The sequence below is a fragment of the Eikenella sp. genome, from assembly GCF_057315495.1.
Map to the genome: position 1 here is coordinate 14103 of NZ_DBHKXY010000006.1, position 24080 is coordinate 38182.

Consider the following 24080-nt stretch of genomic DNA (forward strand, 5'->3'; position numbering starts at 1 on the left):
TTCAGTCTGCATCCTGTGCGTAGGGGTTGGGGTATCCTAACTGATTCATCAGGCGGATTTCAAGTGCTTCCATGGCTTCGGCTTCGTCGGGCTCGATATGGTCGTATCCCATCAGGTGCAACACGCCGTGCAGGGTGAGGTGGGCGAAGTGTGCTTCTAAGGTTTTGCCTTGTTCGGCAGCCTCGCACGCCACCACTTGCGGGCAGATAACCAGGTCGCCGCGCAAAACGGGCAGGCTACCTGAAAGCCTGGCCCAAGCGGCCTGCTCGCCTTCATCCAGCGCAAAGCTGAGCACGTTGGTGGCATAGTCTTTTTGGCGGTAGTCGCGGTTGTAGGCGCGGGCGGTTTCTTCATCAAGCAGCAACAGGCCGATTTCGGCACGGCGGTAGCGCGATTTCACCGCCTGCCATGCCCAGCGGTGGAATTGCGCCTCATTCGGGCAGCCGGGCAGCCGGGCTTGGTTGGCAAAATACAGTTGCAGGCGTTGGTGCAACAGGGTGGGAAAGGGGTAACGTTTGGCAGCTTTCATGGGTTGGAGTGGGAAATAAAATGGGCGCTATTATAGCGGGAAAGGCTACCTGAAAGCCCGGAAATGCGTTTTTCAGGTAGCCTCTATTTTATGCCAAACCGCACACTAGCATTCTGCCTTTGCCGCTGCTGCCGCCCGCTTCAATTCGGCAGCCAGCTTGTTTTTCTCTTCCTTGTTCAAGCCTGCCACCGCCAGCAGCTTTCTATCCAGCGCCGCCGGCACGCCGCCTCCATTGGGCACGAAAGCCAGCAGGTAGTGCTGCCCACTGGGGGTTTGAAACGTCCAAGCACGGTTTTCCTGTTTGCCGAAGCTGAGGCCGATTTTGTGGATTTTGCCGTCAATTTCGACTTGATACATCGCGTCTTTACCCGCATTGCCGGTACTCAGGCAGGGCACGGCCACCAGCTGCCAAGGCTGGGCTTCGGGTCGGTTGATGGCGGCCAAAATCCGGCGATAGCGCGGCACCCGCACCAGCACAACATAAAACGCAGCGCCAATCATCAACAGCCCCAGCCCGCCAAACAGCAACACACCCATGCTGCGGTTGCCCACTTTTCCCACCGCCACATCCAGCGTCAGGCGCGAGGGATCATTAGCGTCGGCCACCGCACGGGCGTAAATATCGCCGCCAGTCCCAAAAAAACTAAAAGATTTTTTCACCGTGTGGCCGCGGTACGTGATGGTAGTTTTGCAGCTGGTGAAGATGGATTTGCGAGTGGTGCATTCACCATCAATCCGCGCATCTACCGGCACGGCGTGTTGGCCGATTTGGTAGTCTTGATAGATTTCGGCGGCAACATGACCCTGCCACGCAACAAATATCGCGCCCACCGGCAGTATCAGCAACAGCGCCACCAAAGCCATCATAATCGGCCGATGCGGCCCGATACCCCGCATGGTGAAGGGTTTAACCGGCATGGAAAAAGGCAGAATTTGCATAATCAGTTCTCCTCGAAAAATAAATGGGACTATAAAAGAAGCCGGTATAGTTTGCCAAATTGGCAAAAGCTACCTGAAAACCATCTGCTTCCACTATAATTCGCCCTTTACGCCAATAATTTTCAGGTAGCCTCCGATGCTCGACAAATACAATCCCGCCGAAATCGAATCCAAACACTATCAAAACTGGGAAATCCAAGGTTATTTCCAGCCCGATATGGATTTGACCAAACCGTCTTTTTCCATCCAACTGCCGCCACCCAACGTAACCGGCACGCTGCACATGGGCCATGCCTTCAACCAAACCATTATGGACGGCCTGACCCGCTACTACCGCATGAAAGGCTGCAACACCGCCTGGATTCCCGGCACCGACCACGCGGGTATCGCCACGCAAATCGTGGTCGAGCGTCAGCTTGCCGCGCAAAACGTGTCCCGTCATGACTTGGGGCGCGAAAAATTCTTGGAAAAAGTGTGGGAATGGAAAGAAGTTTCCGGCGGCACGATTACGCAGCAGATGCGCCGCGTGGGCTGTTCTGCCGACTGGACGCGTGAGTATTTTACGATGGACGACGTGCGCGCCGAAACCGTGACCGAAGTGTTTGTGCGCCTGTTTGAACAGGGCTTGATTTACCGCGGCAAACGCTTGGTGAACTGGGATCCGGTTTTGGGTACGGCAGTGTCTGATTTGGAAGTGGAAAGCGTGGAAGAACAAGGCTCTATGTGGCACATCCGCTATCCGTTGGCCGATAATCCTGCCGAAGCCGTCATCGTGGCGACTACCCGCCCTGAAACGTTGCTGGGCGACGTGGCCGTTGCCGTCAACCCTGAAGACGAACGTTACACCCACTTAATCGGTAAGGAATTAATCCTGCCACTGACCGGCCGTACTATCCCCGTGATTGCCGACGAATACGTTGAAAAAGACTTTGGCACAGGCTGCGTGAAAATCACGCCTGCGCACGACTTCAACGACTACGAAGTCGGCAAACGCCACGACACGCGCTTGGTTAACGTGTTCGACTTGGAAGCCAAAGTGCTGGCAAACGCCGAAGTATTCAACTTCAAAGGCGAAGCGCAACCAGGCTTTGCCCTGCCTGAAAAATACGCAGGCTTGGACCGCTTTGCCGCGCGCAAACAAATGGTTGCCGATTTGCAGGAACAAGGCTTGTTGGTCGAAATCAAAGCGCACACGCTGATGACGCCGAAAGGCGACCGAACCGGTTCCGTGATTGAGCCGATGCTGACCAGCCAATGGTTTGTCGCCATGTCCGCCACACCAAACGGCGGCGAGCCTGACAGCGAATTCAAAGGCTTAAGCCTCGCCGACAAAGCCAAAAAAGCCGTCGACAGCGGCGCGGTACGCTTTATTCCTGAAAACTGGGTCAACACCTATAACCAATGGATGAACAATATCCAAGACTGGTGTATCTCGCGCCAACTGTGGTGGGGGCATCAAATCCCCGCGTGGTACGACGAAGCAGGCAATGTGTACGTCGCCCGCAATCAGGAAGAAGCCGAAAAACAAGCCGGCAAAACCGGTTTGACTCGCGAAGAAGACGTATTGGACACATGGTTCTCCTCCGCGCTCGTGCCGTTCTCCACGCTCGGCTGGCCGTCTGAAACCGACGAACTCAAAGCCTTCCTGCCATCCAACGTCTTGGTAACCGGCTACGAAATCATCTTCTTCTGGGTGGCGCGCATGATTATGATGACCACCCACTTTACCGGCAAAGTACCATTTAAAGACGTGTACATCCACGGCATCGTGCGCGACCACGAAGGCAAAAAAATGTCCAAATCAGAAGGCAACGTCATCGACCCTGTCGATTTGATTGACGGCATCGACTTGGACAAACTGCTGGTGAAACGTACCACCGGTCTGCGCAAACCCGAAACCGCGCCGAAAGTGAAAGAAGCAACCAAAAAACTCTTCCCCGAAGGCATCCCCAGCATGGGCGCGGACGCCTTGCGCTTCACCATGGCGAGCTACGCCAGCCTCGGCCGCAGCGTGAACTTCGACTTCAAACGCGCCGAAGGCTACCGCAACTTCTGCAACAAAATCTGGAACGCCACCAATTTTGTGCTGATGAACACCGAAAACCAAGACTGCGGCCAAGACGAAACCCAGCCGCTGGCCTACACCTTCGCCGACCAATGGATTATTGGCCGCCTGCAACAAACCGAAGCCGCCGCTGCCGAAGCATTTGAAACCTACCGCTTCGACTTGGCCGCGCAAACGCTGTACGAATTCGTGTGGAACGACTATTGCGACTGGTATATCGAATTGGCCAAAGTGCAAATCCAAACCGGCTGCCCCACCACCCAGCGCACCACGCGCCGCACCTTGGTTCGCGTGCTGGAAGCCGTATTGCGCCTGCTGCACCCGATTATCCCGTTCATCACCGAAGAGCTGTGGCAGGCCGTCGCCCCGCTGGCCAATGCCAAAACCGCCGACAGCATTATGCTGGCCGCCTATCCCAAAGCCGACCCGGAAAAAATCGTGCAGGCTGCTTTTGACCAAATGGCGCAACTGCAAGACCTGATTGGCGCCGTGCGCAACCTGCGTGGCGAAATGGGCATCGCCCCGAACGTGAAAGCGCCGCTGTTTGTGGAAGGCAGCGTGCCTGAAGCGCTGCTGAAATACCTGCCCGCCCTCACGCGTCTGACCGAAGCCAAAACGGTGGAGCGGCTGCCTGAAAACGAAGACGCGCCCGTCGCCGTCTGCAACGGCGCGCGCCTGATGCTGAAAGTCGAAATCGACAAAGCCGCCGAAACCGCCCGTTTGAGCAAAGAAGCCGAGAAGCTGCAAAAAGCCTTGGACAAACTCAACGCCAAATTGGGCAAACCTGGCTATGTGGACAAAGCCCCCGCGCATCTGGTGGAAAAAGACAAAGCCGATTTGGCGGAGTTGGAAGGGAAAATGGCGAAGGTGCAGGCTGCTTTGGAGAAGTTGAAAGGATAAACCTTTTTCGGCAATCCAAGAGGCTACCTGAAAATGCAATCTGCTACCGAGAAGTGAAAAAGTATGAAGCCCTATCTGAAAAGTTTCCTACTAATTGTGTTCGGCCTACCCCTGCTGGCTGGCTGCCTGATGATGGCCGCCGCGCTGCTGAATGGTGATTTGTTTATGGATTTGTCTTCGCCCGAACACCGCCGCTTTTATGCCAACCTGTTGGTGCTATTGTGCCTGTACTGCCTGCCTGCGGTGGCCGCGTATATTTTGCTGGCAATATGGCTGAAGCTTCAGCGCGGTTGGCGCGGAGCGGGCGTATCTACTGCGTTAGGGTTTGCCTTGGCAATATCGTCCATCGTATTGGGTGAGATGTTTTGGGGCGACGGCTTCGTGGAATGGGGGCTGACCTTGGCCATCGGCGCTATCTCTGCCTTTGCGGCAGCCGTCATGTCAATCTGCCTGCCCAAAAAGCAATCCGAGGGATGATATTTACCGGCATCACCGCCGTTTCAAAAGGTTTCTCCCGATAACACCGACTGGCCAAAAAAGATAAACAAGGCTACCTGAAAAACGCAGCTAGTATTTTTCAGGTAGCCTTTCTGTTATACAAGTCGCGCCGATAGGATTAAAATGCTGCTGGCAAAGCTATCGGCCAGATTGCGCGGCACGGCATAATCAAATAGAATGCTTAATCTAGAGCTAAAATCTAAATTGTGCCGTAAGCGCTTCGCCAACCAACGATTCTGGTTTTTCTCCCACTATATCAAGCTGCCTTTGGCAGCATTAAGGATACCCATGAGCAATTTCGTTCCACAAAACAGCTATACCAAAGAAGAACTCTTGGCCTGCGGCCGCGGCGAACTTTTCGGCGCGGGTAACGCGCAGCTGCCGGTGCCCAATATGTTGATGATCGACCGCATTGTTGAAATCAACAACACCGGCGGCAAATACGGCAAGGGCGAAATCATCGCCGAATTGGATATCCACCCCGATTTGTGGTTCTTCGGCTGCCACTTCATCGGCGATCCGGTGATGCCCGGCTGCTTGGGTTTGGACGCCATGTGGCAATTAGTTGGCTTCTTCCTGGGCTGGATAGGTGCGCCCGGCCGCGGCCGTGCCTTGGGCTGTGCCGAAGTGAAATTCACCGGCCAGGTATTGCCCAAACACAAGAAAATCACTTACCACATCCACATGAAACGCGTGATGAACAGCAAGCTGGTGCTGGGCATTGCCGATGCGGAAATGAGCGTGGACGGCCATAAGATTTACGAAGGTAACGGCCTGCGCGTAGGCTTGTTTACCAGCACAGACGATTTCTAGCCAACGGGCTACCTGAAAACGCCGGCTTTAATTCAACCGAAGCTTCTGCGTTTACTTTTCAGGTAGCCTAACTTTCCTAACGGAGTTCATTATTATGAAACGAGTAGTCGTAACCGGTATCGGCATCGTGTCCAGCTTGGGCAACAACTGCCGCGAAGTACTCGAATCGCTGCGCCAGCTCAAATCCGGTATCGCTTTTGACGAAAGCTACCGCGAAATGGGCTTGCGCTCACATGTGGCCGGCAACATCAACATCGATACCAAAGAGCACATCGACCGCAAAATCCTGCGCTTTATGGGCAATGCCGCAGCCTATGCCTATATCGCCATGAAAGAAGCCATCGCCCACGCGGGGCTCACCGAAGAGCAGGTGTCAAACGTGCGCACCGGCATCGTGGCCGGCAGCGGCGGCGCATCATCCTCTTCGCAGGTGGAAGCCGCCGACACCCTGCGCGAAAGTGGCGTGAAACGCATCGGCCCTTACGGCGTAACCAAAACCATGGCCTCCACCGTGGCCGCCTGCTTGGCTACCCCGTTTAAAATCAAAGGTGTGAACTATTCCATCAGCTCCGCCTGCTCCACTTCCGCCCACTGCATCGGCCATGCTGCCGAGCTGATTCAGCTTGGCAAACAAGACATCGTGTTTGCCGGCGGCGGCGAAGAAGTATCTTGGCAGATGAGCTCCCTGTTCGACGCGATGGGCGCATTATCGAGCAAATACAACGATACGCCCGAACAGGCCAGCCGCGCCTACGATGCCGACCGTGACGGCTTCGTGATTTCCGGCGGCGGCAGCATTTTGGTGATGGAAGAATACGAACACGCCAAAGCACGCGGTGCCAACATCCTGTGCGAACTCACCGGCTATGGTGCCACTTCCGACGGCCATGATATGGTGCAGCCGTCCGGCGAAGGCGCAGTGCGCTGCATGCAGATGGCGCTGGCCCAGCACGGCGGCAGCGTAGACTACATCAATGCCCACGGCACATCCACCCCAGTGGGCGACACCAAAGAACTCGGCGCCATCCGCGAAACCTTTGAAGGCAAAGAGGTGCCGCTCATCAGCTCCACCAAATCCCTCTCCGGCCACGCACTGGGCGCGGCAGGCTCGAACGAGGCGATTTACTCTATTCTGATGATGCTCAACGATTTCGTGTGTGCCAGCGCCAATGTGCTGAACTTAGATGAAAAAGCCGCCGGCCTGCCGATTGTGCGCGAAAACATCAGCAAAAAGCTCAATGCCGTGATGTCGAACAGCTTCGGCTTCGGCGGCACCAATGCCACGCTGATTTTCAACCGCGTGTAGAGGCTACCTGAAAAACAGCCGAACTTGCTTTGAGGTTCGGCTGTTTTTATATGGTTTTTTCTGGCGTAAAAATCGGCAACTTCAGCATACCGTATCCGTTTACCTGATAATGAGGCAAAGCATGCAACAGTGTTTGTAAAGTTTTCGCCAATTTTTTCAGGTAGCCTTGATAATTACCCAGCCTACTATTATCTTAGTAACGATAGATTTTTAAAAACACACTTGCTGATGTGATTTATTCTGATTTTTTGGTTAAGACGAGCTTTTTAGCTAGATAATTTTGCCAAGTATGGTCAATAACTTGACCTTAATCAAGAAAATCAATAATCCGCATATTATGGGCTTGAGTTATATAATAAACTGAATCAATACCCTGATCGTTAACAGGGAATTAATTATAAAAACCACACAAAAATTTAATTATAAAAACCACACAAAAATGTTGCCAACTACTTCGTCTGTACCAAGGGAGATCGCGATGATCAAGCATTCCAAACATTCTTCGCTAAATATTGCGTTAATACAGGCGCGCGAAGCGTTGATGACGCATTTTCGCCCGCTGCTCAACGAAATCGGCCTCACCGACCAGCAATGGCGTATCCTGCGCCTCTTGGCCGAAAACGGTACGATGGATTTTCAAGACTTGGCCCGCAGTGCCTGCATCCTGCGCCCCAGCCTTACCGGCATCCTTACCCGCTTGGAAAAAATGAAGCTGGTGGTGCGCCTGCGCCCGGCCAACGACCACCGCCGCGTTTACCTCAAACTCACCGAAGAAGGCGAGCGTACCTTCAACGACTTTGTCGGCAAAATCGATGCCTGCTACGACGATATCGAAAGCCAGCTCTCCAAAGAGAAACTGGAACAGCTGCATGAACTGCTGAACCAAATGGCTGCTATTCATGTGGCCACGATGGCGCGGATGTAAGGCCTTACTATATTCCATAAAGGCTACCTGAAACCTCTGCTTGGTTTTTCAGGTAGCCTTTTTCTATAGTTAAAGCACTTCGCTGCCTATTGTACTGGCTTGCCTCCCAAATTACCCATTCTGTCTGCGGCTTGCCGCCTAATGGGAAAAATCATTGTTTTAGCTATAAGTAAGGCTATTTCGCTTATAATCCTGCAATCAAAACCAATATGCCAAAGGCTACCTGAAAGAACCCAACCATGCTCAAACACCGAATTCTCACCGCCCTGGTTTTACTGCCACTGATGCTCGGCATGCTGTTTGCCGCCAATAGCGGACTATGGGCACTGTTTTCCGGCCTGATTGCCCTGCTCGCCCTGTGGGAATACAGTCGGCTATGCAACATGCCAGAACAAGTGCAGCGGCCCTATTTGGCCGGCACCGCACTATTTATGGCGCTGGCCTGGGGCGGCGGTTGGCGGCTGCCGACAGCGGCATGGGCAATCGTACTGGCTTTCTGGCTGCTCGGCATGCCTGCCTGGCTGCGTTTTAAATGGCGTTTGCAGGCCGATTGGAAAGGCATGGCCGCCGGCTGGCTGCTGATGCTGCCTTTCTGGTTTGCCCTGCTGGAATTGCGTCCCAACGGCCAATCTGCGCTTTATCTCTTGGCTGTGATGATGCTGGTGTGGATTGCCGATGTGTTTGCCTATGTGTTCGGCCGGCTGTGGGGCAAACACAAACTGGCCCCCACCATCAGCCCCGGCAAAAGCTGGGAAGGTGTGTTTGGCGGGCTGTTGTGCGTACTGGTGTATGCCTCATTGGCACGCGCTGCCGGCTGGTTCGGCTTCAATATTTCCTGGCTCGGCATCATGCTCACCGCCACTGTGCTTACCTTCGTAGGCATCGGCGGCGACCTTTTGGAAAGCTGGTTCAAACGTGCTGCCGGCGTGAAAGACAGCAGCAATCTGCTTCCCGGCCACGGCGGCGTGTTTGACCGTGTGGATTCACTGATAGCCGTGTTGAGCGTATATGCCGCCATCGGCATGTTGTTCAGCTGAATAGAAAAGGCTACCTGAAAAGTGTTAGCTTTGCGGAAACTTAGCTACGTTCACACTTCGCCTTCAGGTAGCCTTCCTGAGAAACTGCCTGTTTCTATGCTAAAATCCGCCCCCCTCAATATTTCAACCCCGAAAAGCGGTTTCCCCTTTTAAATGAATATATTCTACGAAGAAAGCGGCCAATTCAAAGTAGCCGCCGTGGTGCAGAAAAACGATAGCACCTATCAGGCCACCACCCAGCATGGCAAACGCGCCAAAATCAAAGCCAATAATGTTTTCGTGGAATTCACCGAGCCGATGGACGCTTTTCTCGAACGCGCCCAGGCCGAAGCCGCCCAAATCGATACCAACTTATTGTGGGAGTTTTGCGGCGAAGACGAATTTACTGCCCAAAACATTGCAGCCGACTACTTCGGTCATCCTCCAAGCCAGCACGAACTGGCTGCCACCCTGATTGCGCTCTATGCCGCACCGATGTATTTCTACAAAAAGGGCAAAGGCATATTCAAAGCCGCGCCGGAAGACACCTTGAAACAGGCATTGGCCGCCATCGAGCGCAAAAAACAGCAAGACGCACAAATAGCCGCTTGGGCGGAAGAATTAGCACAAGGCCGCCTACCTACCGAAATCACCGCCGATTTGCGCAGCATCCTGCATAACCCAGACAAACAATCACTCACCTACAAAGCGTTCACCAAAGCCGCTGCCGAACTGAAAATTTCTGCCTATCAGCTGGCCCGGCAAACCGGCGGTGTCAACTCATTGCCGCAATACCTGCTCGACGGTTTTTGCTGCAAGCATTTCCCGCAGGGTACTGCAACACCAGAAATCGCCGTACCTGCTATCCCCGAACTGCCAGATGCCGCCGATTTACTCACATTCTCCATTGATGATGCCGAAACCAGCGAAATCGATGACGCTTTATCGGTGCAGGATTTGCCAGACGGCAGCAAACGTGTCGGTATCCACATTGCTGTACCCACCTTGGCTATTACTAACGGTAGCCCGATTGAAACCCTTATCAAACAACGACAAAGCACGGCTTACTATCCTGGCGGCAAAATCACCATGCTGCCAGACAATTGGATTAAAACCTTCAGCTTAGATGAAGGCAAACGGCCGGTATTGAGCCTGTATGTAGAAGTGGATGCCGATTTTCAGGTAGCCTCCACACCGCAAACCCGCCTCGAAAATCTAACTATCAAGCATAACCTGCGTATCCAAGACATCGAGCCGCATTTCAACGCCAACACCGGCCTCTCCGAGAACGAGCCCATACAATTCCCCTGCCAACCGCAGCTGCGCTGGCTGTATCGCTTCGCCATCGAACGCCAAAAACAGCGCGACCGCTACGAAGAAAACCACGCCCCGCAATACGATTACGGCATCGAATTCAATCCCGATGGCAGCGTGCGCATCAGCCGCCGCGAGCGCGGTTCACCCATCGATACGCTAGTATCTGAAATGATGATTCTGGCCAACAGCACCTGGGCGCAAATGCTGGATAAAAACGGCCTGCCCGGTTTATTCCGCGTGCAAACCAGCGGTAAAGTACGCATGAGTACCCAATCCGAGCCACATATCGGTATGGGGGTGGCGCATTACGGCTGGTTCACCTCCCCATTGCGTCGTGCAGCCGACTGCATCAACCAGCTCCAGCTGCTTAGCTTAATCGAGCCCGATTTGCCGCCGCGTTTTGAAAAAAACAGCAACGATCTGTTCGCCGCCCTGCGCGATTTTGACGCCACCTATACTGCCTATGCCGACTTCCAACGCCAAATGGAGGCTTACTGGAGCTTAATATATCTGGAACAAGAACAATGCCGCGAGCTGACTGCCGTATTGTTGAAAGAAGACCTGGTGCGTATTGATGGTCTGCCGCTAGTCAACCGTGTGCACGGCATACCGATCGACATCCTGCCTAAAACCCGTGTGAAACTGGCCATTACTCAATTGGATGCCGAACAGCAGCTGTTGTCTTTGAAATATTTGAACGTATTGCCACCAGAACCAGCTGCTTAAATAATATGGCACTGGCTCAGCATGGCAACAGCTTATTTCCACTATTCTCTGCGGACAAAGCAGGCAAATAATCGATTTATCCACAAACAGCCGATTAAACCAGCCACTATTCCACAATAATCCACAGTTGAACGACAAGTAAACAACAGGGATTAATTAGCTTATCTAAATGGTTTTAATGAATTTTCTGGATAATCCACTATTTTTATGCTGCTTCAATATAAACAACAAAAAATTAATTAAAAAATTAGATTAAAGAAAACCAATTCAGTTCAATCTAACCCAATACTAAATCTTAAACTTTGTAATCTAAAAATATCATGCAAAACCCTCTTCACAATAAAAGCGATATTGCCGTTATCGGCCTGGCCGTTATGGGGCAGAACCTGATTCTGAACATGAACGATCACGGCTTCCAAGTGAGCGCTTACAACCGCACAGCGGCCAAAACCGAGCAATTCCTTAACGGCTCGGCCAAAGGCACAAAAATTATCGGCGCTTACAGTTTGGAAGAACTAATCGGCCAATTAAAGCAGCCGCGCAAGGTAATGTTGATGGTGCAGGCCGGGCGGGCGGTAGACGAATTGATTGCGCAGCTGGTGCCGCTCCTGGATAAGGGCGACATCATCATTGATGGCGGCAATGCCCATTATCCCGATACCGAACGGCGTACTGCCGAGCTAGCTGCACAAGGCGTTTTATTCATCGGTACCGGTATTTCCGGCGGTGAAGAAGGTGCGCGCCGTGGGCCGTCTATTATGCCTGGCGGTAACCCGGAAGCTTGGCCGGCAGTGAAGCCGATTTTGCAGGCAGTAGCGGCCAAAACGGCTGAAGGCGAAGTATGTTGCCATTGGGTGGGCAAGAACGGTGCCGGTCATTTTGTCAAAATGGTGCACAATGGCATTGAATATGGCGATATGCAGCTTATCTGCGAAGCCTACCAGTTTATGAAAGACGGCTTGGGTATGAGCCATGCCGAGATGCAGGCAGTCTTTGCCGAATGGAATAAGACCGAGCTCAATAGCTATCTGGTTCAAATTACCGCCGATATTTTGGGTACGAACGACACAGACGGCACGTCGCTGGTAGAAAAAATCCTTGACCGTGCCGGCCAAAAGGGCACCGGAAAATGGACCGGCATCAATGCCTTAGATTTAGGCACCCCGCTCACGCTGATTACCGAAGCAGTGTTTGCCCGTTGTATTTCCGCGCTGAAAATCCAACGGGTACAGGCCGAAGCAGCCTTCGGGCATAAAATCGAGCCGGTGGCCGGTAAGCGGGAAGAATGGCTGGCTGCTTTGCGCCAAGCATTGCTGGCTTCCAAAATTATTTCTTATGCCCAAGGCTTTATGCTGATGCGTCAGGCCAGTGAGCATTACGGTTGGGATTTGGATTATGGGAATACTGCTTTGTTATGGCGCGAAGGCTGCATCATCCGCAGCGCGTTTTTAGGCAACATCCGCGATGCCTACGCCGCCAATCCAGATTTAGTGTTCCTTGGCAGCGATGCCTACTTCAAAAGCCTGTTGCAGCAAGCCCTACCAGGCTGGCGCAAAGTGGCCGCCGCCGCGATGCAGCACAGTTTGCCAATGCCTTGTACCGTATCTGCCCTCTCCTTCCTCGACAGTTATACCTGCGGTCGCCTGCCCGCCAACCTGTTGCAGGCGCAACGCGACTACTTCGGCGCCCACACCTATGAGCGCATCGATCGGCCGGAAGGCGAATTTTTCCACACTAATTGGACAGGCACCGGCGGCGATACCGCTTCCACCGCTTACAATGTTTGAGGCTACCTGAAAGCTGATGTAGCTTAGTGGCACTCTAAAATTAAAGGCTACCTGAAAACCTTTTGTTGGTTTTCAGGTAGCCTTTTATCTGCTTGCCGGTTTATGCCGCAGCCGGCATGGCGTGGAAAGCGGCGGGCAGATTTTGGTTATGCGGGAAGGTGACCCATTCGTAGCTTTCTGGATCGGCAAGAATAGCGCGTAAGAGCGCATTGTTGATGGCGTGGCCGGATTTGTGACCTTCGAATGCGCCGATAATCGGCGCGCCGATTACATATAAATCGCCCACGGCATCGAGGATTTTGTGGCGCACGAATTCGTCGGGGTAGCGCAAGCCTTCGGGATTGAGTACATCGTTGTCATCGATTACCACAGCATTGCTCAGGTTGCCGCCCAAGCCTAGGCCGTGTGCGCGCATCATTTCCACTTCCTGCATGAAGCCGAAGGTGCGGGCGCGGGCGATTTCTTTCACATACGATGCGCCGGCAAAATCGATTTCAAAGGTGGGGTTGCTGCGGTTGAATACGGGGTGGTCGAAATTGATGGTGAGGCTGACTTTAAAGCCATCATACGGGGTAAAGCGCACCCATTTGCCCGGTTCTTGTACTTCTACCGGCTTCAAAATACGCAGAAAGCATTTTTCGGCTTTTTGATCCACAATGCCCGCGTCCTGCAATAGATACAAAAAAGGCAGGCTGGAGCCGTCCATAATCGGGATTTCCAGCGCATTCAATTCAATCAGCACATTATCAATACCGTAGGCAGCCAGTGCCGACATTAAATGCTCGATCGTGCCCACCCGTACGCCGTCTTCGGTAACGATGGTGGAGGAAAGGCGGGTGTCGTTAATCAGTTCGGGCACGAGCTTGATCGGGCGGCTCTGTTCACCGGCCAAATCGGTGCGGCGGAATACGATGCCGCTGTTTTCGGCAGCTGGATGCAGGGTGAGCAAAACCCGCTCGCCGGAATGCAGGCCGACGCCGGTGGCTTGAACGGATTGGGCTAGGGTGCGCTGTTTCATAAAAACTCCGAAAAATCTGCATAAAGCAGCTGTCATCATACTGGAAATATGATTGCCTGTCTTTCCGATTAAATTTGGCTATGGTTTGTTTTCAGGTAGCCCTAAAGGAAAAGGCTGATACAGCCTACTTGCCCAGCTTCATCTTGTATAGTGGATTAAAATCGCAATGCTACGGCGTTGGCTCGCCTTGACGTACTAACCTGTACTGTCTGCGGCTCGCCGCCTGGTATCATTTTTATTTTAATCCACTATAATTCCACCCGTTCCAACCAACTGATTTCTCCCCGATGAAGATTCTACTGGTGCGCCTCTCCAGCATGGGCGATCTTATCCACACCCTGCCGGCAGTGCAGGATTTGGCTCGGCATTGCCCGCAGGTGGAGCTGCATTGGCTGGCCGAGGCCGGGTTTGCCGATATTGCGCGCTTGCATCCGTTTGTGGCCAAGGTGATTCCGATGCGTTGGCGGCAATGGCGCAAACGGCTGTTTGCAGCGGATACACGGCAGCAGATGCGTGCATTGAAACAGGAATTGGCCGGTGGCGGCTATGATTTTGTGCTCGACAGCCAAGGCCTGATAAAAAGCGCGTGGTTTGCCCGCCAAGCGGGTGTGCCGGTAAAAGGTTTGGATAAACACAGCGCACGCGAAGGCTGGGCCGCAGCATTTTATGCGCAAGGTTTTCAGGTAGCCAAAGGACGCGATGCGGTGTGGCGCAACCGCGAGCTGTTTGCCCAAGTGTTCGGTTATCGGTTTGACGGCACGGCGGATTTCGGTGTGTGTGTGCCGGAAGGTGCGGCGGTGCAGGGGCTACCTGAAAACTACCGCGTGGCTTTGCACGCCACCAGCCGTGAGAGCAAATTGTGGCCTGACGAATATTGGGTGGAATTGTTGAATCGGCTGCATGCAGCAGATGGTGCGGCGGTGTGGCTGCCGTGGGGCAGCGAGGCGGAACGGCAGCGCGCATTGGCATTGGCCAATCAGATCGAGGCGGCGAAGGTGCCGGAAGAAAAGTTCAACCTGCTGCAGGCGGCCTATGTATTGCATGGCGCGCGCAGCGTTATCGGCGTGGATACCGGCCTGCTGCATTTGGCCAATGCGCTAAATAAGCCGCTGATCGGTATTTATACCGACAGCGATTCGGTAAAAACCGGCGTGCAGTCTTCGGCTTGGGCAGAAAATATGGGCGGTATCGGCTGCCCACCGCAGCCGGAGAAAGTGTTTGAACGTTTGCTTCTGCTGGAGCAGGCTTATCAAGACAGCAGGAAGGTTTTCAGGTAGCCTAGAAGTTTGCGGCTGTATTTTGGCCATACTTGCATTATTCCCGCCAAATCGGCACAATCAGCCCGTTTTGCCGGACAAGTGAATCACTAAATAGAGAGAAGGAAAAGGAAATTTCATGAAAGCACTGGTTGCCGTAAAGCGGGTGGTGGATTACAACGTGAAGGTGCGGGTGAAGGCCGACGGTTCGGATGTGGACATCGGCAATGTGAAAATGTCGATGAACCCGTTTGACGAAATCGCTATGGAAGAGGCTGTGCGCCTGAAAGAGGCCGGAAAAATCAGCGAAATCGTGGTGGTATCGTTGGGTGTGAAGCAGTGCGAAGAAACGCTGCGTACCGCGTTGGCCATGGGAGGCGACCGCGCCATCCATGTGCAAACTGATGATTATTTGGAGCCTTTGGCTGTAGCCAAGCTGTTGCGCAAAATCGCCGAGCGTGAGCAGCCGCAGCTGATTTTGTTAGGCAAACAGGCGATTGACGATGACGCCAACCAAACCGCGCAAATGCTGGCCGCCTTGCTCAATGCGCCGCAGGGCACGTTTGCCAGCAAAGTGGAACTGAGCGAAAACGAAGTAACCGTGGTGCGCGAAGTGGACGGCGGTTTGGAAACCGTGGCTCTGAAGTTGCCGGCAGTGGTCAGCGCCGATTTGCGCTTGAACGAGCCGCGTTATGTAAAGCTGCCCAATATCATGCAAGCCAAGAAAAAACCGCTGGAAAAGCTTGCAGTGGAAGAATTGGGTGTGGACATTACACCTAAATTGCAGCAGCAGAAAGTGGCCGAGCCCAAACCGCGCAGCGGCGGCGTGAAAGTGCAAAGCGTGGCCGAACTGGTGGCCAAATTGAAAAACGAAGCCAAAGTAATTTGAGGATAAAGCCATGACTGTATTGATTATTGCCGAACACGACAACCAACATTTGGCCGCCGCTACGCGGCATGCCGTTACTGCCGGCAGCAAGCTGGGCGAAGTACATGTATTGGTGGCCGGTAGCGGCGCGGCAGCGGTGGCCGAACAGGCCAAACAAGTGGCCGGCGTGGCCAAAGTGTTGCTGGCTGATGCCGAATATTATGCCGGCGGTTTGGCGGAAGAGCTTGCACCTTTAGTAGTGAAATTGGCAGTGGGCTACCGCTACATTACTGCTGCCGCCAGTACCTTCGGTAAAAACTTGCTGCCACGTGTGGCCGCTTTGATAGATTGTCCGCAGGTTTCCGATTTAACCGAAATCGTAGACGGCAAAACTTTTGTGCGCCCGATTTATGCCGGCAATGCCTTTGCCACTGTTTCCAGCGATGCGGCAACTTTGGTGCTTACCTTCCGCACCACTGCTTTTGCCGAAGCTGCTGCTAGCGGCGGACAGGCCGAAGTGGTGCAGGTAGAGGCCACTCCGGCTCAAGGCTTGAGCCGTTTCATCAGCCGCGAGTTGGTGAAATCCGATCGTCCGGAGCTTACTCAAGCCAGAGTGGTGGTTTCCGGTGGGCGTGCCTTGGGTAGTGTTGAGCAGTTCAACGAATTGCTGCTGCCCCTGGCTGATAAACTCGGTGCCGCCATCGGTGCTTCACGTGCGGCGGTTGATGCCGACTATGCGCCCAATGATTGCCAAGTGGGTCAAACCGGAAAAGTGGTGGCACCGGAGCTGTATATTGCCATCGGTATTTCTGGCGCCATACAGCACACCGCCGGTATGCAGGACAGCAAAGTCATCGTGGCCATCAACAAAGATCCGGAAGCGGCTATTTTCAATGTTGCCGACTACGGTTTGGTGGCCGACCTGTTTGAAGCCGTGCCGGAACTGACTGCGGCATTGAGTAATTAAGCGTTTCATGCATTCGTGTTTCACGTGAAACACAGCAGGCTACCTGAAAACAATCTGCTTTCAGGTAGCCTGTTTCTTATATAATCTGCCTATTTCCTGAAACCACCGCTGCCATGTCCTCTTCTGATATCTCCTGCACCTATCGCACTTTGGCCGAACCCGGGCAAGCCGAGTTCAAAGACAAAGGCAGCCGTTTTATTGCCTTTGCCTATCCCGTGCGCACGTCAGCGGAAGTGAAAAACCATGTGGACGCATTGCGGCAGGAACACTACAAGGCGCGGCATTGGTGTTATGCCTACCGTTTGGGCACAGACGGCTTGCAGTTTCGTGCCAACGACGACGGCGAACCTTCCGGCAGCGCCGGCCGGCCGATTTTGGGGCAGATTGATTCAGCCGGGCTAACCGATGTTTTGGTGGTGGTGGTGCGCTATTTCGGCGGCACACTGCTGGGCGTGTCCGGCCTGATTTATGCCTACAAAACTGCTACCCAAATGGCCTTGCAGCAAACTGCGCAGGTGGAAAAAAATATTGAAAAACGGGTAACCCTGCGCTGCGATTACCCGCATTTGAGCGAGGTTTTGCGGCTGGCTAAACAGCACGGCGTGGAAGTGTTGCAACAGGATTTGCAACTAGATTGCCGGCTGCATTGCGCTGTGCCGCTGGCCAATTATGCTGCTTGTATTGATGCCTGGCAGAAAATACGTGCAGTGGAAATTTTAGAAGATACGCAAAGCAATGAAGAGGCTACCTGAAAACCGGAAGCAGGTTTTCAGGTAGCCTTTATGACAAATTACACCTTTTGAAAAGGACAACTCTATGAAATTACTCGTTATCGGCGGTGGCGGGCGTGAGCACGCGTTGGCGTGGAAACTGGCGCAGTCACCCAAAGTGCAAACCGTGTTTGTCGCACCCGGCAATGCCGGCACTGCGCAGGAACCTAAGCTGCAAAACCTGCCTTTGAAAACACATCAGGAACTGATTGATTTTTGCCGCCGCGAGCAGATTGCCTTCACTGTGGTTGGCCCTGAAGCGCCGCTGGCAGCCGGCATAGTGGACGATTTCCGCGCTGCCGGCCTACCCGTGTTCGGCCCCACCCGCGCTGCCGCCCAGCTGGAAAGCTCCAAAGATTTCGCCAAAGCCTTTATGGCGCGGCACGGCATCCCCACCGCGCAATATCAAACCTTTGCCGATGCCGCCGCCGCACATAATTATGTGGCTGCCAAAGGCGCGCCGATTGTGATTAAGGCAGACGGTTTGGCTGCCGGGAAAGGCGTAGTAGTGGCGCAAACTGAAGAACAAGCACATCAGGCCATCGATCAAATGCTGCTCGACAATAAGATGGGCGATGCCGGCGCGCTCGTGGTGATTGAAGACTTTTTGCAGGGTGAAGAAGCCAGCTTTATCGTAATGGTGGACGGCGAAAACGTGCTGCCAATGGCCACCAGCCAAGACCACAAACGCCTGCTCGACGGCGACCTCGGCCCGAATACCGGCGGCATGGGCGCATACAGCCCCACGCCCATCGTTACGCCCGAGGTGTATCAGCGCGCCATGGAAGAAATCATTTTGCCTACCGTACGCGGTATGCGTGAAGAAGACCATGAATTCACAGGTTTTCTCTATGCCGGCCTGATGATTGATGCCGATGGTGCACCTTATACCGTGGAATTCAACTGCCGCTTCGGCGACCCGGAAACCCAGCCGATTATGAGCCGTTTGGACAGCGATTTGGTGGATTTGATCCAAGCTGCGTTGGATCGGAAACTGGATACGGCTAAAGCAGAATGGAAAGCACAAAGTGCCGTGGGCGTGGTGCTGGCTTCCGCTGGCTATCCCGAACGTTCCGGCAAAGGCGACATCATCGAAGGCATCGAAGCCGCCAACCGCATCAGCAAAGTATTCCACGCCGGTACGGATGCAGATGCCGGTCACACTATTACTAACGGTGGCCGCGTGCTGTGCGTGGTGGGTTTGGGCGACGATTTGGCCGCTGCCAAACAGCAGGCCTACCGCGCCGTGGCAGAGATTGATTTCCCTGGCATGCAATATCGCCGTGATATTGCTGATAAGGCTTTGCGTTGAAACGATGTTTGAAAACATAGAACGCGGCTCTGGGTGAGCCGCGTTTTTTTTGCGTAGATGGATTAAGCTATAGATTAATAAGTTTCAGGTAGCCTTTATGGCCCTGTTATCTATCAAATAGCTAAGCGCTTTTTGCTATAATTACATCCTTTGTTTTCCCTAAATTTTTCCAGCGCCATGCCCCATCCCGATTTCTCCCAAACCCTCTCCAAAGACCGCCATTTTCTACGTTCCGCCTTCAAAAATCCCAACAAATACGGCGGTTTGTCCAAAGTCGAAGAAAAATACCGAAAATCGCACGAAATCTTTTTGAAGCGTTTGGCCGCATTGCCCAACCCCAAATTCGACAACACCCTGCCCGTTCACGAAAAACTCGACGAAATCAAAAAAGCCATTGCCGAAAATCAGGTAACGATTATTTGCGGCGAAACCGGCTCGGGCAAAACCACGCAGTTGCCCAAGATTTGTTTGGAACTCGGGCGCGGGGCGGCAGGCTTGATCGGGCATACCCAGCCGCGCCGTTTGGCCGCGCGTTCGGTGGCGGAGCGGATTGCCGAAGAGCTGAAATCCGAAATCGGCAGCGCGGTGGGCTATAAAGTGCGCTTTACCGACCACACCTCGCGCGATGCCTGCGTCAAGCTGATGACCGACGGCATCCTGTTGGCGGAAACGCAGACCGACCGTTATCTCGCCGCCTACGACACGATTATCATCGACGAAGCGCACGAGCGCAGCCTGAACATCGACTTCCTCTTGGGCTACCTGAAACAGCTCCTGCCGCGCCGCCCCGATTTAAAAGTCATCATCACCTCGGCCACCATAGATGCAGAACGCTTCTCCCAACACTTCAACGGCGCGCCTGTTTTAGAAGTAAGCGGGCGTACCTATCCTGTTGAAATCCTCTACCGACCGCTGACCAGCAAAGACGAAGACGATGCAGAAGTAGAGCTGACCGACGCGATTGTCGATGCAGCCGACGAATTGGCGCGCTACGGCGAAGGCGATATTTTGGTGTTTCTGCCGGGCGAACGCGAAATCCGCGAAGCCGCCGAAGCCCTGCGCAAATCCACGCTGCGCCGCAACGACGAAATCCTGCCCCTGTTCGCACGCCTGTCGCACGCCGAGCAGCACAAAATCTTCCACCCCTCAGGCGCGAAACGCCGCATCGTGTTAGCAACCAACGTCGCCGAAACCTCGCTCACCGTGCCGGGCATCAAATACGTCATCGACACCGGCCTCGCGCGCGTCAAACGCTATTCCGCACGGGCGAAAGTGGAGCAGCTTCATGTCGAAAAAATCTCCCAAGCCGCCGCCCGCCAACGCTCCGGCCGCTGCGGCCGCGTCTCCGCAGGCGTATGTATCCGACTGTTTTCAGAAGAAGATTTCAACAGCCGCACCGAGTTCACCGACCCCGAAATCGTCCGCAGCAACCTCGCCGCCGTCATCCTGCGCATGGCAGCGTTGAAACTCGGCGATGTAGCAGCATTCCCATTCCTCGAAGCACCGGACCAGCGGTATATCAATGATGGTTTTCAGGTGTTGTTGGAATTAGGGGCGGTTAATGAACATAACGGCCTGACCAAACTCGGCGAACAAATGGCGCGCCTGCCCATTGACCCGAAAATTGCGCGCATTTTGCTGGCGGCGAAGAAACACGACTGTATGGCAGAAATATTGGTGATTGTGTCCGCGCTGTCGATTCAAGACCCGCGCGAGCGGCCGCTGGAAGCGCGTGATGCCGCGGCCAAGGCGCACGAACGCTTTACCGACAAACAATCTGACTTTCTTGCCTATCTGAATATTTGGGACAGCTTCCAGCACGAGCGCGACAAAGGTTTGTCCAACAAGCAGCTGGTGCAATGGTGCCGCCAATATTTCCTGTCGCATCTGCGGATGCGCGAATGGCGCGAGCTGCACCACCAGCTTGCCCAAACCGCGATTGAAATGGGTTTGACCACCAAAGAAGCCGCTTTCAGACGACCTCCCGAAACCAAGCAGCTCACGTCGTCTGAAAATGCGGGCGACCAAGACTTATCCGCCAAACTCAAACAAAAACAATTAGACAAGAAACAACACCGCGCCCAAATCCGTGCCGCTAAAGAAGCCGGCTACGAACAAATCCACCGCGCCCTGCTGACCGGCCTTATCGCCAACGTCGGTATGAAATCGCCCGACGGTAACGACTATACCGGCGCGCGCGGCAGCCGCTTTCACCTTTTCCCCGCCTCCGCTCTGTTCAAGGCGAAGCCCAAATGGGTGATGGCGGCAGAACTCGTTGAAACGACAAAACTTTATGCCCGCGACGTAGCCGCCATCCAGCCCGAATGGATCGAGCAGGAAGCGCCGCACCTCGTCCGCTATCATTATTTCGAGCCGCACTGGGAACAAAAACGCGGTGAAGTCGTCGCCAGCGAACGCGTGACGCTTTACGGCCTGACCGTATTGCTGCGCCGCCTCGTGTCTTACGGCAAAGTTGCGCCCGAAGAAGCGCGCGAAATCTTTATCCGCGGCGCATTGGTGGCGCAGGAAAGCAATCTTCAGACGGCCTTTTTTGCCCACAATAAAAAGCTGATTAAAGAAATTACCGAACTCGAACATAAGTCTCGTAAGCAAGACGTATTGGTCGATGACGAAGCCCTGTTCGCCTTTTACGACGCGCGGCTGCCGAAAGTGGTGTTTAAAGAGCGCGGGGAGATTGTGGGGCAGGCTGGAAACGGACAAAGGTCGTCTGAAAACCTGATGTTATCTGAAACCGTAGGTCGGATTCTTGAATCTGATAGCCGCGCCACATCCGCCGTTTCATCGGATATGAGTATCCGACCTACACACTTTTCAGGTAGCCTAAAAGACAACAGGCAGCCTGAAAACCACCTTTCAGACGACCTCAAAGGCAGCCTGAAACCCCATATCCGCCCCGCCACAACTAGCGATGCCGCCGCCGTTGCCGAATTATTCCGCCGCGCCGTGCAGCACATTTCAAATCGCCATTACAGCGAACAGGAAAAAAGCGCGTGGCTGCAAGGCGCGGACAATGCCGATTTCTGGCAAAAACGCATTGACGGCGGTAATGTCCGCGTGGCAACGCATAACGGGCGCATGCTCGGTTTTATTGAATACCAGCCCGAACAAAGCTATCTAAACTGTCTCTTTACCGACCCGAGCCACCAGCGGCAAGGTATTGCCACCGCGCTGCTGGCTGCCGTTTTGCCGTCGGCAGACAGTGGTACGGCAGTCAGCGCAGATGTGTCCAAAGCCGCAGCGGCATTTTTCCAAAATCAGGGTTTTGTGCTGCAACACGAAAACCAAATTCCGCGCAATGGCTTGGTTTTGACCAATTACCGCATGGTTCGTCAGGCAGGCAGCCTGAAAGCCCGAATGCCGTCTGAAAAGCAGCCTGAAAACCGTTCAGACGACCTTTCAGGCAGCCTGAAACCCAAAAAACGCACCGAAAAACCCCTTGCCGATATTCGCACCTTTGAAGCCTGGCTCAAAACCGCCGAGCGCGACAATCCGCGCCTGCTGTTCCTCAGCCGCGACGATTTGATGCAACACGCCGCCGCGCACATTACCGAAGAGCAGTTCCCAAAATTCTGGCAAACCGCAGACGGCAAGTTCAAACTTTCCTACCGCTTCGAGCCGCACCATCCGCTCGACGGCGTGACCATGACCGTGCCGCTGACCGTCCTCAACCGCCTGCACGCGCCGTCGCTCGAATGGCTGGTGCCCGGTATGTTGCGCGAAAAAATCCAGCTGCTGATTAAAGCCCTGCCGAAGCAAATCCGCCGCATTTGCGTGCCCGTACCCGATTTCATCACCAAATTCCTCGAAAGCAATCCCGACCGCCAAGCGGCCATTATTCCCCAGTTGGCGCACTTTATCGCCAAAAGCGCAGGCGATATGCGGATTTTCGAGCAAATCGACCAAGACGCATGGGCGGCGCAAGAATTGCCCGAACACTGCTATTTGAATCTGCGCATTATCGACGACGGCGGACAAGAGCTTGCCGGCGGCCGCAAACTGCACGAATTGCAACAACAACTCGGCCAAGCCGCCGCCACCACCTTCCGCGACAACACCCAAGAATTCGAGCGCGACAACGTTACCACATGGGACATCGGCACCCTGCCCGAATCCATCAAATTCGCCCGCGGCAAACAACAGCTCACCGGCTACCTCGGCCTGCAAAAAGAAAAAGACGGCCGCATCGCCCTGCGCCTGTTTGACACCATCGAAGCCGCCGAACAGGCACACCGTCAAGGCGTAATCGAATTGATGAAGCTGCAATTAAAAGAGCAGGTAAAAGATTTGAACAAAGGCATCCAAGGTTTCACCCAAGCCGCCATGCTGCTCAAACACATCAACGCCGACACCCTGCGCGACGACCTCACCCAAGCCGTCTGCGACCGCGCCTTTATCGGCGAAGACGAGCTGCCGCGCAACGAAAAAGCCTTCAAAGAACAAATCAAACGCGCCCGCAGCCGCCTGCCCGCCGTCAAAGAAGCCCTCAGCCGCTACCTGCAGGAAACTGCCGCAGCCTACGCCGAACTCAACGGCAAACTCGGCAAACACCCATTGACCCATCTTCTAAGACTACGCCTGCAAACCCTGCTCGCCGCCGGCTTCGCCACCCGAACCCCGTGGGCACAATGGCCGCGCCTCCCCATCTACCTCAAAGCCATGACCCTGCGCCTCGAAAAATACAGCAGCAACCCCGCCCGCGACGCCGCCCGTGAGGCCGATATTCAAGAGCTGGAACAAATGTGGCAGGAAAAAACCGACAGCTTGGTGAAACAAGGACAACCCGTTTCAGACGACCTCGCCGCTTTTAAATGGATGATTGAAGAATTGAGGGTGTCGCTGTTTGCGCAGGAATTGAAGACGCCGTATCCGGTGTCGGTGAAGAGGCTGTTGAAGGAGTGGAATGAAATCAGATAGCATGCCCAACATTATTTTTAATCTTCTGTATGTGTGTTTGAAATATTTTTTCCTGTTATTAATCAAATATTAGACCTTTTGCGAAAGTATCCTGAAGATTTACAATTTCCAAATGAAATACGAAAACCGCATC

General features: G+C 53.9%; 17 protein-coding genes. 14 read left to right on the top strand and 3 right to left on the bottom strand.

Annotated elements, in window-relative coordinates:
* Nucleotide 1: 1 nt before the first annotated feature.
* Both ybeY and ACO6EE_RS00570 read right to left on the bottom strand, forming a co-directional pair.
* Complete coding sequence (ybeY, locus tag ACO6EE_RS00565; protein ID WP_485958594.1) at nucleotides 2-529, bottom strand: rRNA maturation RNase YbeY; 528 nt, start codon at nucleotides 527-529, stop codon at nucleotides 2-4.
* A 105-nt stretch (nucleotides 530-634) separates the two neighbouring features.
* On the bottom strand, nucleotides 635-1468 hold the full coding sequence (locus ACO6EE_RS00570) for a hypothetical protein (protein WP_485958595.1): 834 nt from the start codon (nucleotides 1466-1468) through the stop codon (nucleotides 635-637).
* A gap of 136 nt (nucleotides 1469-1604) precedes the next feature.
* Here ACO6EE_RS00570 and ACO6EE_RS00575 point away from each other — a divergent pair, with 136 nt between their 5' ends.
* The 8 genes from ACO6EE_RS00575 (at nucleotide 1605) to gnd (ending at nucleotide 12821) form a co-directional block, all read left to right on the top strand.
* Nucleotides 1605-4433 carry a valine--tRNA ligase gene (locus ACO6EE_RS00575; protein WP_485958596.1) on the top strand — a complete coding sequence of 943 codons (2829 nt, stop codon included), beginning with the start codon at nucleotides 1605-1607 and terminating at the stop codon, nucleotides 4431-4433.
* Between the two features lie 63 nt (nucleotides 4434-4496).
* Entirely contained in the window at nucleotides 4497-4910 is a 414-nt protein-coding gene (locus tag ACO6EE_RS00580; protein WP_485958597.1) for a hypothetical protein, read from the top strand.
* Nucleotides 4911-5219: 309 nt separating this feature from the next.
* Entirely contained in the window at nucleotides 5220-5744 is a 525-nt protein-coding gene (gene fabA / locus ACO6EE_RS00585; protein ID WP_485958598.1) for a 3-hydroxyacyl-[acyl-carrier-protein] dehydratase FabA, read from the top strand.
* Between the two features lie 94 nt (nucleotides 5745-5838).
* On the top strand, nucleotides 5839-7050 hold the full coding sequence (gene fabB / locus ACO6EE_RS00590; RefSeq protein ID WP_485958599.1) for a beta-ketoacyl-ACP synthase I: 1212 nt from the start codon (nucleotides 5839-5841) through the stop codon (nucleotides 7048-7050).
* A 478-nt stretch (nucleotides 7051-7528) separates the two neighbouring features.
* Nucleotides 7529-7975, top strand: coding sequence for a homoprotocatechuate degradation operon regulator HpaR (gene hpaR / locus ACO6EE_RS00595; RefSeq protein ID WP_003824437.1), 447 nt, complete (start codon nucleotides 7529-7531; stop codon nucleotides 7973-7975).
* 239 nt (nucleotides 7976-8214) lie between these two features.
* A complete protein-coding gene (locus ACO6EE_RS00600; RefSeq protein ID WP_485958600.1) occupies nucleotides 8215-9012 on the top strand; it encodes a phosphatidate cytidylyltransferase in 798 nt (265 codons plus the stop codon).
* Between the two features lie 153 nt (nucleotides 9013-9165).
* Nucleotides 9166-11034 (top strand): ribonuclease catalytic domain-containing protein, encoded by a 1869-nt coding sequence (locus tag ACO6EE_RS00605; RefSeq protein WP_485958601.1) that lies wholly within the window; start codon nucleotides 9166-9168, stop codon nucleotides 11032-11034.
* Between the two features lie 320 nt (nucleotides 11035-11354).
* Nucleotides 11355-12821: a decarboxylating NADP(+)-dependent phosphogluconate dehydrogenase gene (gene gnd, locus ACO6EE_RS00610; protein WP_485958602.1), complete on the top strand. Its 1467-nt coding sequence runs from the start codon at nucleotides 11355-11357 to the stop codon at nucleotides 12819-12821.
* Nucleotides 12822-12921: 100 nt separating this feature from the next.
* On the opposite strand, the gene lpxC is transcribed toward gnd, so the two are convergent.
* On the bottom strand, nucleotides 12922-13839 hold the full coding sequence (lpxC, locus tag ACO6EE_RS00615) for a UDP-3-O-acyl-N-acetylglucosamine deacetylase (RefSeq protein WP_485958603.1): 918 nt from the start codon (nucleotides 13837-13839) through the stop codon (nucleotides 12922-12924).
* Between the two features lie 287 nt (nucleotides 13840-14126).
* Here lpxC and waaC point away from each other — a divergent pair, with 287 nt between their 5' ends.
* The 6 genes from waaC to hrpA all read left to right on the top strand — a co-directional run bounded on the left by waaC (nucleotide 14127) and on the right by hrpA (nucleotide 23947).
* Complete coding sequence (gene waaC / locus ACO6EE_RS00620) at nucleotides 14127-15116, top strand: lipopolysaccharide heptosyltransferase I (RefSeq protein WP_485958604.1); 990 nt, start codon at nucleotides 14127-14129, stop codon at nucleotides 15114-15116.
* 118 nt (nucleotides 15117-15234) lie between these two features.
* Nucleotides 15235-15984 (top strand): electron transfer flavoprotein subunit beta/FixA family protein, encoded by a 750-nt coding sequence (locus ACO6EE_RS00625; RefSeq protein ID WP_485958605.1) that lies wholly within the window; start codon nucleotides 15235-15237, stop codon nucleotides 15982-15984.
* A gap of 10 nt (nucleotides 15985-15994) precedes the next feature.
* Entirely contained in the window at nucleotides 15995-16930 is a 936-nt protein-coding gene (locus ACO6EE_RS00630; RefSeq protein WP_485958606.1) for an electron transfer flavoprotein subunit alpha/FixB family protein, read from the top strand.
* Between the two features lie 128 nt (nucleotides 16931-17058).
* The gene (locus ACO6EE_RS00635) at nucleotides 17059-17682 is read left to right on the top strand and encodes an IMPACT family protein (protein WP_485958609.1); all 624 of its coding nucleotides are present in this window, start codon (nucleotides 17059-17061) and stop codon (nucleotides 17680-17682) included.
* Between the two features lie 64 nt (nucleotides 17683-17746).
* Complete coding sequence (purD, locus tag ACO6EE_RS00640; protein ID WP_485958607.1) at nucleotides 17747-19012, top strand: phosphoribosylamine--glycine ligase; 1266 nt, start codon at nucleotides 17747-17749, stop codon at nucleotides 19010-19012.
* Nucleotides 19013-19189: 177 nt separating this feature from the next.
* On the top strand, nucleotides 19190-23947 hold the full coding sequence (gene hrpA, locus ACO6EE_RS00645) for an ATP-dependent RNA helicase HrpA (RefSeq protein ID WP_485958608.1): 4758 nt from the start codon (nucleotides 19190-19192) through the stop codon (nucleotides 23945-23947).
* Nucleotides 23948-24080 lie beyond the last annotated feature (133 nt).

Coding starts and splice junctions, on each gene's coding strand:
- ybeY (WP_485958594.1), bottom strand. CDS start 529: ATGAAAGCTGCCAAACGTTACCCCTTTCCCACCCTGTTGCACCAACGC.
- ACO6EE_RS00570 (WP_485958595.1), bottom strand. CDS start 1,468: ATGCAAATTCTGCCTTTTTCCATGCCGGTTAAACCCTTCACCATGCGG.
- ACO6EE_RS00575 (WP_485958596.1), top strand. CDS start 1,605: ATGCTCGACAAATACAATCCCGCCGAAATCGAATCCAAACACTATCAA.
- ACO6EE_RS00580 (WP_485958597.1), top strand. CDS start 4,497: ATGAAGCCCTATCTGAAAAGTTTCCTACTAATTGTGTTCGGCCTACCC.
- fabA (WP_485958598.1), top strand. CDS start 5,220: ATGAGCAATTTCGTTCCACAAAACAGCTATACCAAAGAAGAACTCTTG.
- fabB (WP_485958599.1), top strand. CDS start 5,839: ATGAAACGAGTAGTCGTAACCGGTATCGGCATCGTGTCCAGCTTGGGC.
- hpaR (WP_003824437.1), top strand. CDS start 7,529: ATGATCAAGCATTCCAAACATTCTTCGCTAAATATTGCGTTAATACAG.
- ACO6EE_RS00600 (WP_485958600.1), top strand. CDS start 8,215: ATGCTCAAACACCGAATTCTCACCGCCCTGGTTTTACTGCCACTGATG.
- ACO6EE_RS00605 (WP_485958601.1), top strand. CDS start 9,166: ATGAATATATTCTACGAAGAAAGCGGCCAATTCAAAGTAGCCGCCGTG.
- gnd (WP_485958602.1), top strand. CDS start 11,355: ATGCAAAACCCTCTTCACAATAAAAGCGATATTGCCGTTATCGGCCTG.
- lpxC (WP_485958603.1), bottom strand. CDS start 13,839: ATGAAACAGCGCACCCTAGCCCAATCCGTTCAAGCCACCGGCGTCGGC.
- waaC (WP_485958604.1), top strand. CDS start 14,127: ATGAAGATTCTACTGGTGCGCCTCTCCAGCATGGGCGATCTTATCCAC.
- ACO6EE_RS00625 (WP_485958605.1), top strand. CDS start 15,235: ATGAAAGCACTGGTTGCCGTAAAGCGGGTGGTGGATTACAACGTGAAG.
- ACO6EE_RS00630 (WP_485958606.1), top strand. CDS start 15,995: ATGACTGTATTGATTATTGCCGAACACGACAACCAACATTTGGCCGCC.
- purD (WP_485958607.1), top strand. CDS start 17,747: ATGAAATTACTCGTTATCGGCGGTGGCGGGCGTGAGCACGCGTTGGCG.
- hrpA (WP_485958608.1), top strand. CDS start 19,190: ATGCCCCATCCCGATTTCTCCCAAACCCTCTCCAAAGACCGCCATTTT.